Source organism: Polaromonas sp. P4_F4, from assembly GCF_056401355.1.
The window spans coordinates 15,916-32,357 of record NZ_JBFUJO010000024.1; the positions used below are offsets into that span (position 1 = coordinate 15,916).

General features: G+C 59.1%; 14 protein-coding genes. 10 read left to right on the forward strand and 4 right to left on the reverse strand.

What is annotated here, in order from left to right:
- Positions 1-17 precede the first annotated feature (17 nt).
- The 7 genes from nusA to AC1DUR_RS20815 all read left to right on the forward strand — a co-directional run bounded on the left by nusA (position 18) and on the right by AC1DUR_RS20815 (position 10,062).
- Complete coding sequence (nusA, locus tag AC1DUR_RS20785; protein ID WP_477720040.1) at positions 18-1,538, forward strand: transcription termination factor NusA; 1,521 nt, start codon at positions 18-20, stop codon at positions 1,536-1,538.
- Positions 1,539-1,566: 28 nt separating this feature from the next.
- On the forward strand, positions 1,567-4,464 hold the full coding sequence (gene infB, locus AC1DUR_RS20790; RefSeq protein WP_477722078.1) for a translation initiation factor IF-2: 2,898 nt from the start codon (positions 1,567-1,569) through the stop codon (positions 4,462-4,464).
- A gap of 77 nt (positions 4,465-4,541) precedes the next feature.
- Positions 4,542-4,910 (forward strand): 30S ribosome-binding factor RbfA, encoded by a 369-nt coding sequence (gene rbfA, locus AC1DUR_RS20795; protein WP_477720038.1) that lies wholly within the window; start codon positions 4,542-4,544, stop codon positions 4,908-4,910.
- A 92-nt stretch (positions 4,911-5,002) separates the two neighbouring features.
- Positions 5,003-6,016, forward strand: a complete 1,014-nt coding sequence (gene truB / locus AC1DUR_RS20800) for a tRNA pseudouridine(55) synthase TruB (protein WP_477720037.1) — start codon at positions 5,003-5,005, stop codon at positions 6,014-6,016.
- A 33-nt stretch (positions 6,017-6,049) separates the two neighbouring features.
- Complete coding sequence (typA, locus tag AC1DUR_RS20805; protein ID WP_477720036.1) at positions 6,050-7,873, forward strand: translational GTPase TypA; 1,824 nt, start codon at positions 6,050-6,052, stop codon at positions 7,871-7,873.
- A gap of 123 nt (positions 7,874-7,996) precedes the next feature.
- Positions 7,997-8,872 (forward strand): DMT family transporter, encoded by an 876-nt coding sequence (locus tag AC1DUR_RS20810; protein ID WP_477720035.1) that lies wholly within the window; start codon positions 7,997-7,999, stop codon positions 8,870-8,872.
- Positions 8,873-8,913: 41 nt separating this feature from the next.
- Positions 8,914-10,062, forward strand: coding sequence for an enoyl-CoA hydratase/isomerase family protein (locus tag AC1DUR_RS20815; protein ID WP_477720053.1), 1,149 nt, complete (start codon positions 8,914-8,916; stop codon positions 10,060-10,062).
- Between the two features lie 183 nt (positions 10,063-10,245).
- On the opposite strand, the gene AC1DUR_RS20820 is transcribed toward AC1DUR_RS20815, so the two are convergent.
- From AC1DUR_RS20820 to AC1DUR_RS20830, 3 genes are all read right to left on the reverse strand, one after another.
- Positions 10,246-10,908 (reverse strand): response regulator transcription factor, encoded by a 663-nt coding sequence (locus tag AC1DUR_RS20820; protein ID WP_477720034.1) that lies wholly within the window; start codon positions 10,906-10,908, stop codon positions 10,246-10,248.
- A 234-nt stretch (positions 10,909-11,142) separates the two neighbouring features.
- Positions 11,143-11,673 carry a hypothetical protein gene (locus tag AC1DUR_RS20825; protein WP_477720033.1) on the reverse strand — a complete coding sequence of 177 codons (531 nt, stop codon included), beginning with the start codon at positions 11,671-11,673 and terminating at the stop codon, positions 11,143-11,145.
- Between the two features lie 109 nt (positions 11,674-11,782).
- A complete protein-coding gene (locus AC1DUR_RS20830; RefSeq protein WP_477720032.1) occupies positions 11,783-13,477 on the reverse strand; it encodes a hypothetical protein in 1,695 nt (564 codons plus the stop codon).
- A gap of 762 nt (positions 13,478-14,239) precedes the next feature.
- Between AC1DUR_RS20830 and AC1DUR_RS20835 the strand changes: the two genes are divergently transcribed.
- Entirely contained in the window at positions 14,240-14,725 is a 486-nt protein-coding gene (locus AC1DUR_RS20835; RefSeq protein ID WP_477720031.1) for a hypothetical protein, read from the forward strand.
- 241 nt (positions 14,726-14,966) lie between these two features.
- On the opposite strand, the gene smpB is transcribed toward AC1DUR_RS20835, so the two are convergent.
- Entirely contained in the window at positions 14,967-15,515 is a 549-nt protein-coding gene (gene smpB, locus AC1DUR_RS20840; protein WP_477720030.1) for an SsrA-binding protein SmpB, read from the reverse strand.
- Between the two features lie 56 nt (positions 15,516-15,571).
- On the opposite strand from smpB, the gene AC1DUR_RS20845 reads away from it, so the two are divergent.
- A complete protein-coding gene (locus AC1DUR_RS20845) occupies positions 15,572-16,018 on the forward strand; it encodes a type II toxin-antitoxin system RatA family toxin (RefSeq protein ID WP_477720029.1) in 447 nt (148 codons plus the stop codon).
- A gap of 53 nt (positions 16,019-16,071) precedes the next feature.
- Positions 16,072-16,401 carry an RnfH family protein gene (locus AC1DUR_RS20850; RefSeq protein WP_477720028.1) on the forward strand — a complete coding sequence of 110 codons (330 nt, stop codon included), beginning with the start codon at positions 16,072-16,074 and terminating at the stop codon, positions 16,399-16,401.
- Positions 16,402-16,442: the final 41 nt, after the last annotated feature.

The following is a 16,442-nucleotide window of genomic DNA, read 5'->3' on the forward strand; positions in this document are numbered from 1 at the left end:
AAAGGCAGGCTTGTGAAATGAATCGCGAACTGTTGATGTTGGTTGATGCCATCTCGCGTGAGAAAAATGTTGAACGTGACGTCGTTTTTGGGGCCGTCGAGCTTGCGCTCGCGTCGGCTACCAAAAAGGTGTACGAAGACGGCGTGGACATCCGTGTGGTGGTCGACCGTGACAGCGGCAATTACGAGACTTTCCGCCGCTGGCTGGTGGTGCCTGACGAAGCCGGCCTGCAAAATCCGGAAGCTGAAGAGCTGGTGAGCGACGCTCGCGAAGAAATTCCCGACATTGAAGAAGGCGACTACATCGAAAAACCGGTGGAAAGCCTGCCTATTGGGCGCATCGGCGCACAAGCCGCCAAGCAGGTCATCCTGCAAAAAATCCGCGATGCTGAACGCGAAATGCTGCTCAACGACTTCATGTCGCGCGGCGACAAGATTTTTGTCGGCACCGTCAAGCGCATGGACAAGGGCGACATCATTGTTGAATCTGGCCGTGTCGAGGGGCGGTTGCGCCGCAGCGACATGATCCCCAAGGAAAACCTGCGCGCCGGCGACCGGGTCCGCGCCATGATCATGGAAGTCGACACCACCCTGCGCGGTGCCCCCATCATCCTGTCGCGTACCGCCCCGGAGTACATGATCGAGCTGTTCCGCCAGGAAGTGCCTGAGATTGAGCAGGGCCTGCTCGAGATCAAGTCCTGCGCCCGTGACCCCGGTTCGCGCGCCAAGATCGCCGTGCTGTCGCACGACAAGCGGGTGGATCCCATTGGCACCTGTGTCGGGGTTCGTGGCACCCGTGTCAATGGCGTGACCAATGAGCTCGCCGGCGAACGCGTTGATATCGTGCTGTGGAGCGAAGACCCGGCCCAGTTCGTGATTGGCGCACTGGCGCCGGCCAATGTATCGTCCATCGTGGTGGACGAAGAGCGTCACGCCATGGACGTCGTGGTCGATGAAGAAAACCTGGCCATTTCGATCGGCCGCGGTGGCCAGAACGTGCGCCTGGCCGCAGAGCTGACAGGCTGGAAGATCAACATCATGACGGCCGACGAGTCGGCCCAGAAGCAGGCTACCGAAACCGACACCAGCCGCAAGCTCTTCATGGAAAAGCTCGATGTGGACGAGGAAATCGCCGACATCCTGATCTCCGAAGGCTTCACCAGCCTGGAAGAAGTCGCGTATGTGCCGCTGCAGGAAATGCTCGAGATCGAGTCGTTTGATGAAGACACGGTCAATGAGTTGCGCACCCGCGCCAAAGATGCATTGCTGACGATGGAAATCGCCAAGGAAGAAAATGCCGAAGGTGTTTCGCAAAACCTGCGTGACGTTGAAGGCATTACGCCCGAGCTGATCGCCAAACTTACTGAAGCGGGTATCCATACCCGCGACGACCTGGCCGATCTGGCTGTGGACGAACTCACCGATATCACCGGCCAGTCTGCGGACGAAGCCAAGGCCCTGATCATGACTGCACGTGCCCATTGGTTTACCAATGACGCAGGTGACACCGCTGCACCTGCAACGGCCCAAGAGCAATGATCATGGAGGCCAGCCAGGAAAACCAAATATGTCCAGTACCACTACCGTCGCTGAATTCGCAGCTGAATTGAATAAATCCACCGCCACCCTGATCGAGCAATTGACCAGCGCGGGCGTCGCCAAGGCGCAGGCCGGCGACCACCTGTCTGAAGCTGACAAGCAAAAACTGCTCGGCTACCTGCAGGCCAGCCATGGCACCGTGACGGCCGAACGCAAAAAAATCACGCTGGTGAAGAAATCCACCACGGAGATCAAGCAGGCTGACGCCACCGGCAAGGCCCGTACCATCCAGGTGGAAGTGCGCAAAAAACGCACGTTCGTCAAGCGCGAGGACGGCTCCGACCTGCCTGCCGAGGAAGTTCAGCCTGAAGTGGTTGCTGCTCCGCAGGCACCCGTGATCGATGACGCCGAACTGGTTCGCCGCGAAGAAGAAGCCAGCCGCCATGCCGAGCTGCTGCGCCGCCAGGAAGAAGAACTGGCGGAAAAGCGCCGGCTGCGTGAAGAGCAGGATGCCAAAGAGGCCGCCCGCGAACTGGAACGCCAGGTAGAGGCGCAAAACGCAAAGGCTGCCGCCGAAGCGGCAGAGGCCGCCCGAAAAGCCAAGCCCGCGACCGGAAAAGCCAAAGAAGTGGTCCAGCCGGCCAGTGCCGAAGCTTCCCGGGCCGCCGAGACGGCCGCGGCAGAAGAGGCGACCAAAGCTGCCGATACGGCAGCTGTGCAAGCTGTAGCCAAAGCCAAGGCCACGGCAGAATTTCAGGCGGATGCCGCCAAGGTCCAGGACCTGCAGGAGCGCCGCCGCAAGGCCGAGGCAGAAGCCGCGGGTATCCGGGCGATGATGTCTGCGCCCAAGCGCGTGCTGGTTCCCCATGTGGATCCCAAGGTCGCCATGAAGGGCACCTTGCACAAGCCGGCTGTTGTGCCAGGTGCCGCCAAGCCCGCTGCAACTGCAGGGGCACCCGCCGCGCCCGGTGCGGCCGGTAAAAAGGAAGTCAAGTCGGAGAATCTCTCTTCGACCTGGAAAGACGACGCAGCCAAGAAAAAGGGCATTCCGAGTCGTGGGGCACCGGTGGTTCCCGGACGCGGCAATTTCCGCAGCGGTCCGCGTGGCCGCCGCAGCAACGATCGTGATGCCCGTCCCGAGTCCACCTTCGTCGCGCCGACAGAGTTCAAGGTGATCGAGGTTCACGTGCCCGAAACCATCACCGTGGCAGAACTGGCGCACAAGATGAGCGTCAAGTCGTCCGAGGTGATCAAGCACCTGATGAAGCTCGGCCAGATGGTCACCATCAACCAGCCGCTGGACCAGGATACCGCCATGATTGTGGTGGAGGAAATGGGCCACAAGGCGATTACCGCCGCGCTGGATGATCCGGAAGCGTTCACCGATGACGACATGCAGGGCCAGCAGGCAGAAGCGCTGCCGCGCGCGCCTGTGGTGACTGTCATGGGTCACGTGGACCACGGAAAAACCTCGCTGCTCGACTACATCCGCCGTGCCAAAGTGGCTGCGGGTGAAGCCGGCGGCATTACCCAGCACATTGGTGCGTACCACGTGGAAACGCCACGCGGCATGATTTCCTTCCTGGACACGCCGGGTCACGAGGCGTTCACCGCCATGCGTGCCCGTGGCGCGCAGGCGACCGATATCGTGATTCTGGTGGTGGCCGCTGATGATGGTGTGATGCCGCAAACCAAGGAGGCTATCAAGCACGCCAAGGCAGCCGGCGTTCCCATCGTGGTGGCGATCAACAAGATCGACAAGGCTGATGCCAACATGGACCGGGTCAAGGGCGAACTGGTCACCGAAGAAGTCATTCCGGAAGAGTTTGGCGGCGAATCTCCATTCGTGGGCGTATCAGCCCGTACCGGCGAAGGTGTCGACACGCTGCTGGAGCAGGTGCTGCTGCAGGCTGAGGTGCTAGAACTCCGCGCACCGGTGGAGGCACTGGCCAAGGGCCTGGTCATTGAAGCCCAGCTCGACAAGGGCCGGGGTCCGGTCGCTACCGTGCTGATTCAGTCCGGCACATTGAAAACCGGTGACGTGGTGCTGGCCGGCTCGACCTATGGCCGCGTGCGTGCCATGCTCGACGAGAATGGCAAATCGATCAAGACCGCGGGTCCTTCCATTCCGGTGGAGATTCAGGGTCTGACCGAAGTGCCGCAGGCCGGTGATGAATTCATGGTGATGACGGACGAGCGCCGCGCCCGCGAAATTGCCACCTACCGCGCCGGCAAGTTCCGCAATACCAAGCTGGCCAAGCAGCAGGCTTCCAAACTGGAAAACATGTTCTCCGACATCTCGGCCGGCGAGGTCAAGATGCTGCCCATCATCATCAAGGCCGATGTGCAGGGTTCGCAGGAGGCGCTCGCGCAGTCGCTGCTCAAGCTCTCGACCGATGAGGTCAAGGTTCAGCTGGTTTACTCCGGCGTCGGCGRTATTTCCGAATCCGACGTGAACCTGGCCATTGCGTCGAAAGCCGTGCTGATCGGGTTCAACACCCGTGCCGATGCGCTGGCGCGTAAACAAGCCGAGAACAACGGCATTGATATTCGCTACTACAACATCATTTATGACGCTGTGGACGAACTCAAGGCCGCCATGTCCGGCATGCTGACGCCCGACAAGAAGGAAGAAGTCATCGGTACCGCCGAGATCCGTCAGGTGTTCAAGGTCAGCAAGATCGGCTCGATTGCCGGCTGTATGGTCACCGCGGGCATTGTTCGTCGCACGGCCAGATTGCGCCTGCTGCGCGATAACGTGGTCATCTTCACCGGTGAACTCGACTCGCTCAAGCGTTTCAAGGACGATGTCAAGGAAGTCAAGGAAAGCTTCGAGTGCGGCTTGAACATCAAGAACTACAACGACATCCAGGAAGGCGATATTCTGGAGTTCTTCGAGATCAAGGAAGTGGCACGTACCTTGTAAGAAAAACAGGCAGTCGGCCGGCCCTTTGGGGCTGGCGGGCGCCCTGATTGATCATTGCAAGTCCAGACCTTTGTTCCATGCGTAAAAAGTCATCCACCCCCAACCGCGGCTTCCGCGTTGCCGATCAGATCCAGCGGGATCTGACGGAGCTGATCGCGCGCGAGCTGAAAGACCCGCGGGTCGGGATGGTGACCATTCAGGCGGTTGAAGTCACGCCCGACTATGCGCACGCCAAGGTGTTTTTCAGTGTGCTGGTCGGCGATCCCAAAGCGTGCGAAGAAGCGCTCAATCAGGCCGCCGGCTTTCTGCGCAACGGCCTGTTCAAGCGCCTGATGACGCACACGGTGCCCACCCTGCATTTCCACTTTGACCGCACCACTGAACGTGCGGCAGACATGAACGCCTTGATTGCCAAGGCGGTTTCTTCCCGCGCACAAGACGACTGAGTTCGCGCCGTTCCCCTTGATGACAGGTTCAGGGACAACGGTGCCAACGGAGCGCTCGGGTGAGTCCCGTTCGCTGAGCCTGTCGAAACTTTATGACGCAAACCTCTACTCATCGCCAGAAAATTCAGCGACGTCCCGTGCACGGCGTGTTGCTGCTCGACAAGCCGCTGGGCCTGTCGAGCAACCAGGCGCTGCAAAAAGCCAAATGGCTGTTGCGCGCCGACAAGGCCGGGCATACCGGTACGCTGGATCCGCTGGCCACTGGCGTGCTGCCGCTGTGCTTTGGGGCAGCGACCAAATTCAGCCAGATCCAGCTGGACGCCGACAAGACGTATGAAGCCGTGCTCCTGTTGGGCCGGAAAACCACGACGGCCGATGCCGAGGGCGACGTCATCGAGACGCGCCCCGTTCCCGAGATCACGCCCGAACTGCTCGCAACCCTGACCCGGCGTTTTACCGGCCCGCTGGCGCAGATTCCGCCCATGTATTCCGCGCTCAAGAAAGACGGCAAGGCACTGTACGAATACGCGCGCAAAGGCGAAGACGTGGAGCGGGAAGCGCGCCACATCACGATTTACAAGCTGGATATGGCTCTGACCCATGACGAGCGGGCGCCGGCAGCTATCAAAATCACAGTGACGTGCAGCAAGGGCACCTACATTCGCACGCTTGGTGAAGACATCGGCGAGGCGATCGGCTGCGGCGCTCACCTCGGGTCCCTGAGGCGGCTGGAGACCGGCGGCTACGTCGCTTCGCAGTGCGTGGGCCTGCCGGCGCTGGAAGCCATGAGCGAGCAGCAGCGCGAAGCCTGCCTGCTGCCAGTTCAGTCGCTCGTCGCCAACTATCCGGTTGTCACACTCGATGCCGATAATGCAGGGCGCTTTTTGAGCGGCCTGCGCCGTCGCGGCAGCCCCGGCCAATGGGGTCCGGACGCGGCGTTGGTGCAGGTGTACGGTAGCGACCCGGCGGCTTTTCTCGGCTCGGCCCACGTCACGGCCGACGAGTTGATTCCGGGGCGCTTGCTCAGCCCGATTGAAATCCAGGACATGCTGGCCCCGAGTCCGCCTGTTATTTCCAACCCTGCGGCAAGCGCCGCAACGGTTTAGTGCCACCGATTAGAAGTTTTTAGAAAGCGAACCATGAGTCATAAGCAAATCCGCAACATCGCCATCATCGCCCACGTTGACCACGGCAAAACCACCATGGTTGACCAATTGCTGCGTCAGTCCGGCACCTTTGCCGAGCATGAAAAAGTGGTCGACACCGTGATGGACAACAACGCCATCGAAAAAGAGCGTGGCATCACCATTCTGGCCAAGAACTGCGCCGTGACCTGGGAAGGTACGCACATCAACATCGTGGACACCCCCGGCCACGCGGACTTCGGTGGCGAAGTGGAGCGCGCCTTGTCCATGGTTGACGGTGTGGTGCTGCTGATCGATGCGCAGGAAGGCCCCATGCCCCAGACTCGTTTTGTGACCAAGAAAGCGCTGGCCCTGGGCCTGAAGCCCATCCTGGTGGTGAACAAGGTGGACAAGCCCGGTGCGCGCCCCGATTACGTGGTCAATGCCGCATTCGACCTGTTCGACAAGCTAGGCGCCACCGATGAGCAGCTGGATTTTCCCGTGGTCTACGCTTCGGGCATCAATGGCTGGTCTTCGCTGGAAGAGGGTCCGCCAAACGAACAGTGGGGGCCCGACATGTCGGCCCTGTTCAATACCATCCTCAAGCATGTGCCTCACCAGGAAGGCGATCCAGCAGCGCCGCTGCAGTTGCAAATTTCTGCGCTCGACTTTTCGACCTTCGTGGGGCGAATTGGCGTAGGCCGCATTAGCCAGGGCACGATCAAGCCCATGATGGACGTCGTGGTGATGGAAGGCCCGGATGGCAAGGCCGTCAAGGGCCGGATCAACCAGGTGTTGACCTTCCAGGGACTGGAGCGCGTGCAGGCCACGGACGCCGGTCCAGGCGAAATTGTGTTGATCAACGGCCTCACTGACATCGGCATTGGCGTGACCATCACCGACCCGGCCAATCCGGCGCCTCTGCCCATGCTCAAGGTCGATGAACCGACCCTGACCATGAACTTCTGCGTCAACACCAGCCCGCTGGCCGGCCGTGAGGGCAAGTACGTCACCAGCCGCCAGATTTGGGACCGCCTGCAAAAAGAACTGCAGCACAACGTGGCCCTGCGCGTCAAGGAAACCGACGAAGAAGGTATCTTTGAAGTCATGGGTCGCGGCGAACTGCACCTGACCATTTTGCTGGAAAATATGCGCCGCGAAGGCTTCGAACTGGCTGTGTCCAAGCCGCGCGTGGTGTTCAAGGATGTGGATGGCGTGCGCCACGAGCCCATCGAAATGGTGACCGCCGACATCGAAGACCAGCACCAGGGTGGCGTGATGCAAGCCTTGGGTGAGCGCAAGGGTGAACTGGTCAACATGGAGCCGGACGGCCGTGGCCGTGTGCGTCTGGAATACCGCATCCCGGCGCGTGGCCTGATCGGTTTCACCAATGAATTCCTGAACCTGACGCGCGGCACTGGCCTGATCTCCAACATCTTCGACAGCTACGAGCCGCACAAGGGCGACATCGGCGGCCGTAAAAACGGCGTGCTGATCTCCATGGACGACGGCGAAATCTTCACCTACGCCCTTGGCAAGCTGGATGACCGCGGCCGCATGTTCGTCAGGGCCAACGACCCGGTGTATGAGGGCATGATCGTTGGCATTCACAGCCGCGACAACGACCTGGTGGTGAACGCCACACGCACCAAGCAGTTGACCAACTTCCGCGTGTCCGGCAAGGAAGATGCCATCAAGATCACGCCACCGATTGAGCTGACGCTGGAATACGGTGTCGAGTTCATCGAGGATGACGAACTGGTTGAAATCACGCCCAAGTCCGTCCGCCTGCGCAAGCGCCACCTGAAGGAAAGCGATCGCAAGCGCGCAGGCCGCTAAGGCCAGGCTGCCGCTGCGGCGGCCTTGACAGGGCATTGAATCGGCAACGTAAAAGAGCCGCTGCATGACAGCGGCTCTTCTATCTTTGCATCCATATCACGGGCTCACTGGCTAATGGCATTCATGAAACTCACGCATTCCCGCGCTGTTGTGCTGATGGTTGGTGTGACCCTGATGTGGTCCATCGCCGGGGTTGTTACCCGCCACCTGGAATCCGCCCGCAGCTTTGAAATCACCTTCTGGCGCAGCTTTTTCACCGTGATCTCGCTGCTGGTGATCCTGCCTGTCTTTCAGGGCAGGGCCGTGTTTTCAAAGATCCGCCAGGGCGGCTTCACGTTCTGGCTCTCGGGTATTTGCTGGAGCGTGATGTTCACGGCCTTCATGGTGGCGCTCACGCTGACCACCGTGGCCAATGTGCTGGTGACCATGGCGATTGGCCCATTCCTGACGGCGCTGCTGGCCCGCATCTTTATCGGCCATCGCATCCCCCCGCGGACATGGTTCGCCATAGCCATGGCCGGCGCCGGCATTGCCTGGATGTACGGGGGGCAAATGGACCTGGCCAGTCATCTCGGCGGAACCCTGGTGGCGCTGCTGGTGCCACTGGCCGGTGCCAGCAACTGGACCGTTGTGCAACACAGCTATGCGCATGGCCAGAAAATTGACCTGGTCCCCGCTGTGCTCTTGGGGGCGGTGATTTCCTCGGTCGTGACCCTGCCGTTGTCATTTCCTTTATCCGCCACCCCGCATGACATGGGCTTGCTGGCACTGCTGGGGCTGGTTCAGTTGGCTATTCCCTGCGTGCTGTCAGTACTGTGCGCCGGTGTACTCAAAGCCCCGGAAGTGGCCTTGCTGGCCTTGCTGGAAGTGATTTTTGGCATTCTTCTGGCCTGGATCGGCGCCAATGAAGTGCCCGGCGCCAGCGTACTGACGGGTGGGGCGCTGGTGATCGCTGCGCTGGTCATCAATGAACTGGTTGGATGGAGGCAAAGAGCATGAGTGAAAAGAACAGCGGTGAGGGGCACGTGAGTGAGGGACACATGGGCGAGAAGGGCGTGATAACAGGGCCGGCAGGCGCAGAAGTGAAAAGTGACATTCTTGTGGAGCGGCGCGGAAGCGCCGGGCTTATCACCCTGAATCGGCCCAAGGCGCTCAACGCCTTGTCGCTGCAAATGGTCAGGGATCTTTCAGGCATCCTGCGGGCCTGGCGGGACGACCCGTCTGTTCTGCTGGTGGCGATCCGCGGCACCAACAAGATTGGCCGGCCGGGCAGCCCGGAAAGCCTCTTTGGCGGTTTTTGTGCTGGCGGCGATATCCGGTTTTTTCACCAGGTTGCGCTGGCAGGGGATCCGGCCCTGGACGATTTTTTTACCGAGGAATACGCCCTCAATCACTTGATTCATACCTATCCCAAGCCCTACATCGCCTTCATGGATGGCATTGTGATGGGCGGCGGCATGGGCATCAGTCAAGGCGCGAAAGTCCGTATCGTGACCGAGAAAACCAAAATGGCCATGCCCGAGACCCAGATCGGCCTGTTTCCGGACGTCGGGGGCGGCTACTTCCTGAGTCGCTGCCCGGGCCATGCCGGCGAGTACCTGGCGCTGACCGGTGAAGTGATCGGCGCCGACGAAGCGATAGCCTTTGGCCTGGCGGACATCAAGTGCAATGCCGCCCGGCTGCCAGACCTGTGGAACGATCTGGGCAGCCGGGTCTTCACCTCGGCCACTGATGCAGAGGAGTGGATTGCTGCTGAATTAGTAGCAGAAAATGTTCATCCCATAATGGCCGATAACAAAATCGATGCCTATTTTTCCTTGCCCCGCGTGAAGCACATCATTGACGCGCTGGAGGCGGCCGACGATCCTTGGGCGGCGAAAACCGCGGCAAAGCTGCGCATGCGATCGCCCTTGATGCTGCATGTGACGCTGGAACAGATTCGCAAGGCACGCGGTATGAACCTGGCCGACGATTTACGCATGGAGCGGGACATGGTGCATCACTGCTTTCACCTGCATCCGGGCGCACAAAGCGAGACGGTGGAGGGCATACGCGCACTGGCCATCGACAAGGACTACAAGCCCCGCTGGAGTCCGCCACGCATTGAGGACGTGAAGCCGGGCATGACAGATGCCTTTTTTGCCAGCCCCTGGAGTGCAGAACTGCACCCGCTACGCGATCTTTGCTGAGTCGTCCGCTCGCCCAGGCTTTGCGCCTGGGTCCGGCGAAGGCGAAGGCGAAGGCGAAGGCGAAGGGATGCTACCGGCCGGTTGCGACTTCCGTGCGCCAGGCAGGGAAAACGGCGAGGAAACCACCGCGGGAATAAGCAGGCTCGAGGCCGACTCAGCCGCCAGCCTGCCCGCCGGCCCACATCAGTAAGTAGAGGCCAAAACCGGGTCGGCGTCGTCTATCGGCAAACGCAGGCGCCGTCCGACTTTCAGCTTGCCGAAGACATGCTGCAGGTGGGTTTTCACCGTGTTATCACTGATGGTCATCGCCCGGGCGATTTCCTTGTTGGTCATGCCCATGCCGACCCAATGAACGACTTCCCATTCCCTTTTCGTCAGAATCCCGGGCTCCAGTTCAGCCAACAAGTTGTGGTGGCCGGGTCGATGCGACAGCACCTCCAGCGCTTCTGCCATCAGTTTGCGATTGATCCAGATATCTCCACCATGGACGACCCGAATGGCCTTCAGCCACTGCTCCGGCGGTGATTTTTTGGGGACCAGACCTTTGACGCCATGTGCCGCGGCATCAACAACCTCGCGGTGGCCCATCACGTCACAAAACAGGATGGTTTTTGTTTCCGGGCTGATCATGTGTATTCGAGGCAGGAGTGGCGATCCGTCGTCGAATTGAAAGCGCCAATCCAGTAGAAAAACGTCCGGTGTCACGCTTCGCGTGACGCGCAGGAGCTGCAGGGTATTTCTGACTCCGTCCATCAGGTTAAGGTCGGCGTGGGGGGCCAACGCAGTTCGCCAGGACTCATGAAGGACGATGTCGTCGCTGATATTCAGTACGGTGATGGTGGACATGATGTGTTGATCGCTATCCAAAATCGGACCCGGCGGGTGACTTTGGAGCCGATCCCTCTCTTTTTCCTTCACTTTTGAACTCTAGTCCCGAATAGATTTCGTTACCATATCCAGGCGAAAATGGTTACATATTTTTGAAAAAATATAGACATTTTGTGATAAAGGGCACAATTTCCATGCAATGAAGCGCACGCCATTCATGCCTCTCACACGCGGTCGACCATCGATTCCGCATTAACGTGAAACCTGATTGATGGTGAACCGGCTTTCACCGCCTTCCGTATGCATCCGGAGGGCTATCGTGCCGTCGGACATTTCGCCTGCGAATCTGGTGACCAGGATTTGCCCCGTCGACTGCAGCCGGTGACGCGTGGAAAACGACAACTGGTTGCCCATGATTTTGCCGTCCTCGATGCTGCCTTCACCGACCGGAAAAGTGGCCGTTCCGGTCAGTTGGCCGTCTGTCGCCCGCAGGTTAAAGCTGACTTGCACCCTGTTTCCACCGCCAACATCCAGCCCACCGATCCAGCGACCGGTGACGCCAGCCGTTTCTGTCTTTTGCCCCTGCAGGCCAAAAGGCGACGCCAGCATGGCGGATTTTTCTCCCCCTGTGTCAGCAGGAGCCTGCCCATTCGAAACCACTGCCGGGACTTCATGGCTGGTGCTCCCGGCGTTCTGCCTGGTCACATACCATGACGACCCACCGATGATGGTCAGCGCTACCAACAGTGCTGTAAAAGGTTTCCAGCCTGACTTGTGATCCATGGCGATACCTCTTCAATCCAATGCGTTCAACAAGTTGACCAAATGGGGATGGCGACTTCTTCAGTCGCCATCCCCGGTTGGCTTGGATCAATGCCAAATCGCTATGAAATTACTTGCACAGCGGGCATGTGGCCTCGTTTGGCGCTGAGTTTTGGATGCCTCCGCCAAGAATTGCCGGCTTGGTTCCACGGGCCATGACCTGGTCTTTGAACACGGTCAGTTCCGGATCGGCCAGTGTCGACAGGCCTCCCGCTGTCAACGCCTGCGTTGGGTAGTAAGACCCACTGTAAGGGGCCGACGCACCCGCAGCCAGGTTGCCGATGGTATGCGTGGTGTGGGTAACATCGCACGGCGTTTGAGTCCCTGTATAGGTCTGCTCATGAGCCTCGCAAACCTCCACCCCGGTCAAGGCAAGGTCGCCATTGGTCACTGAACCACTGTAGTTGACTTTCAGCGCAAGTTTGCCGCTCACAAGCTCCAGGTCCACGTCGCAGATCTTCGTCACGGACAGGCCTGCGTTGGGAGGTGTTGCGGTGCAGGTGGTACTTGCCGTGCCTGACACCGTGCCAGAACCAGTCGATGCACTTGCGGTCACCGTGTCAAGTGTTGACACGGTATTGGAAGTGTGTTGACCCTTGTAGCATATCGAAGCACCGGCTGCCAGCGTGGCGGGGTTCTGGGGTGTTGCGGTCGGCAAACCATTGTTGCAGGTGAAGAATCCAAAGGTGCCTGCATCGAACGCGGGGTTGTCGCCCACCGTGATGTTCGTCAGGGGCCCGCCGCCATCATTCACGACACTGCCTCCGACGGTATTCAATATCGTATTGGTAGCCGACTGGAACTCGGCGCCCAAGCACACCTTGGTCACTGCCAAATGGCACACCGGGAAGCTCGACAGGAGAAAGTTCTTGATCGCAGAATTGGGCTGATCCGACGACCGGCTGGTTGCCATGAACGCAGAAAAGCAGGAGTCGCTGCCTGGCAACAGTTTCTGGATATTCACACCGCCTTCGAAGAACTGCCCCGCCTGTATCGTGCCGTTCCAGGGAACGGTCAGGTTTCCGCCGTTGGTGGAGCCGCAGAGCTTGTCGTTCGAGTCGCAGGACACCCCGGCGACGTTGGTTTGCGAAACCCCGATCGTTCCCATATCCAGCAGAGCACCGGAGGTCCATTTATACCAATGGACATCAGTTACTGCGCCGCCATTGGTGTACTCGAAAGCCAGCAGTACATCTCCTTCCCCATGCGTCGCTGGCCCGTTGGTGATGGGGTTGATGAAGCTGCCTGTCGCGTCATTCCTTGCCACCGGATTTTTGAAGAACCAGAAGCCCAGGCTTGCCGTGCCGCTAAACTTGGAGCGGTCGGCGCCGAAGTAAATCAGCAGGTCACCGGCCGTGGTGGTGGCGGTGGTGGTGGTGGCGGTATATGCGGCCGCGTAGGCGTGGAGCATGTCGTCTTTGGGCGGCGAAGAGCCCAGGTCATACCGCCAGGCGCTGATGTCCTGGATATCCTTGGAACCGTTGCGGAACACCGCCGGATTGGTATCGTTGATGATTCCGAGGAATGGACCCAAGCTCAGGTCTGGATTCGTAATTCGCGTTGTGTGTCCCTGGCCGGCAGGAAAGCTGTTCCAGTCGTCCGGCAGGCTGGCGCCCGACGGATCCGCGGTGTTACCGTCCAGCTCAAAGAAGCCATCATTCAGAACTGCATGCGCCGGCGTTATTCCCAGCGCCACAGCAATAAGCACGCCGGCGATAGCACCGAATAGCCGGCGACAGACATGGGTAACCGAAAGTGTATTCATGACCTTCCTCCTTGCTACAGTTAGTAAAGTTACAAATCTCAGCCTGGCATTGCGCCCGGGCAACACAGGACTCAAAAGACTCCTGCATTAATGAAATGGTAGTAACAGGGGGGGGTGATGCGCTATCATCCGTTCGGAGTACAGCTTGTTGCAGAGGACACAATCCGTCGCACCCGCGCGATAGCTTTTGTGATTGATCTGCGACGGAAATTCTCGGGAAATCGGGAGCACGCCCAGGACGGCCGCGGATGCGGCGCAGAGCTGGGCCAGGGAGCGGCCGCCTGGCCTCCAACGGTCTGGCACTGACATCTTCGCGCACGCCGTGAGCCCACTTTGCTCACCCTGAACTCCCGGCAAGTGCCAGGCCCGCGCGTTGACACCAAAAATGGCCTGCAATCCAGGCCGAGGTTGAGGCGATTGCGACTTACGCCAAACACAAAAACAAACAAATGCTTGTCCGCATCTTTGTGGCCCGAGCGATGACCTCATCCCCCGCAAAATCGGGTTCCAGCCTACCTTGGGGAGCCGCGTGAAATATGCGGGTTAGCGGAGCTTGGCGGGCAAGATCTTTCAATACTCGATTCGGAGTATTGCGAGCCAAAAGTTCGAATTCTAGGATTGGATTGTTCTTCGCTGCATGGACACAAGCTGTCAAAAACTCACAGGATGTGAGCGTGGCAGAAGTGGTCTTCGTGCGAAGGATAAAGGGAAGATAAAGGTAAGTTTTTCAATGTAGTAAATGCTTATTACGTGGAGGTTGAAATGAGAAAATTGTTACTAGCAACGGCGCTTGCTGTCGTTGCTGCTTCTGCTCTGGCAGCCGCCCATTTCATGAGTGCAGAAGCCAGTGTCAACAGCGACGGCGCCCTTGTGGTGTCTTTCGATGAGACTGGCCTCGGTAACGGAAATGTGAACTACACACTGTCTGCAAATGGTGCTGCTGTGTACGCTTGCTTTAACAAGGGCGGGAAGAACCCTTCAGCGACCAACAAGGTGGGCCCATCGGCCCTGGATGTTGCAGAGGGCACATTCAAGGCCAAAAATGGACGCGTCCAAGGCAGTCTTCTGGCTGGCCCTCCGTCATCTGGAACGTTCTCCTGCCCCTCTGGCCAGGACATGGTGTTAGCCTGCGTCAAATACACGAACGTGGTGCTGACAGACACGACCAATCAGGTCAGTCCAGATGAAATCACAGGAACTTTCGCAAGAATTTTCCGTGCCTCTTTGCAGCAATGCTCCACTCTATGACCCAGGTGCCAAACCGGGTGTCACATCGGGTGCCATAAGTGAATGCGGGATATTTTTGTATCCCGCATTTTCAGATTTCAAATTTCCAGATTTCAAATTGCTGCAGGCCACGCGTGTTGAAGATGAATCGCCACATGGCCGCGTTGCTCCTGCTTGCCGCCAAATTTTCTGCCATTTGCTACCAAATAGCTTGTCAGGAAGCAGCAGCCTGACCAAGACTTATTTACCCGGCACTGACCGCTTATCGGCTTCTGGACTTCATCGCGCGCTCCACCTCGCGCTTGCCTTCGCGGTCCTTGATGGTGTCCCGCTTGTCGTGCTCGCCCTTGCCCTTGGCCAGGCCGATCTCGCACTTCACCTTGCCCGCTTTCCAGTGCATGTTCAGCGGTACCAGGGTGAAGCCTTTCTGTTCGACCTTGCCGACCAGACGGCGAATCTCGTCCTTGTGCATCAGCAGCTTTTTGGTCCGCACTGAATCGGGGCGAACATGGGTGGATGCCGTCCCCAGCGGGTTGATCTGGCAGCCGATGATGAAGAGCTCCCCGCCGCGAATCACCACATAGCCATCGGTGAGCTGCACCTTGCCCTCGCGCACAGACTTCACCTCCCAGCCTTCGAGCACCATGCCGGCCTCAAAGCGCTCTTCGATGTGGTAGTTGAAAATAGCTTTCTTGTTGTCGGCAATACGCACTGCGGCCGCTGCTGCCTTGGCGGACGCTTTGGAGTCGGACTTTCCGGAGGATGACGCCGCGGCTGTTTTTTTGGAGGAGGGTGCTTCTTTGGTGGCCATGGCTAAAAAGGTAGGGGCGCCATCGGCTAATACAATTGCGCCCAGCCTTTGATTGTATGAAAACTGTTCACAAGTCCGTTCTGATCTGGTACAGCGCAGCCGAAATGTTTGCATTGGTCACCGACGTCGCCAGCTATCCCCGGTTTTTGCCCTGGTGCGACCAGGCCGCGGTACTTGATGAAACCGAGGACGGCATGACCGCCAAGGTGGGCATTTCCATCGCCGGCCTGTCGCAGAGCTTCACGACGCGCAATACCCACGAAAAAGACCGCAAGGTCAGCCTCAAGCTGGTAGACGGGCCTTTTTCAAAACTGGATGGCCATTGGGACTTTCACCCGCTGGGTAACGGCAGCCAGCGTGCCTGCAAAGTCGATTTCACCTTGCGCTACGACTTTGACAATGCCGCGCTGGCGGCGCTGGTGGGCCCGGTATTCGACAAGATTGCCGGCAGCTTGGTGGACGCTTTTGTCAAACGGGCTGCCGATGTCTACGGTGAGGTCTGAACCATTGCGTGGCGCGACCTGACGTGACGGGCCGAGTGGGCGTCAAGAATGGCATGAAAATCTGGCTTGTTTATTCACCTGGCCCCCGGCAGGTCCGCGAATGGGTTCTTGAGCTTGCGACGGGCACCACCGTAGCGCAGGCGCTGGCGGCCTGCGGCATTTTTGAAGAATTTCCATCGCTGCGGAATGTCCGCCTCGTGCTGGGGATCTGGGGTCGAAAAACCAGCCTGGGCCACACCTTGCGCGACTCAGACCGGCTGGAAATCTACCGCGGTCTGCAGGTAGATCCCAAAGTGGCACGGCGCGAGCGGTTTAAACGGCAGGGGGCCAGGACGGCGGGCCTGTTTGTCAAAACCCGCACTGGCGGTAAAGCAGGTTACTGACGGGGGAAAATGTGATCCCGACAGGAGGATTCTTGCGGGGA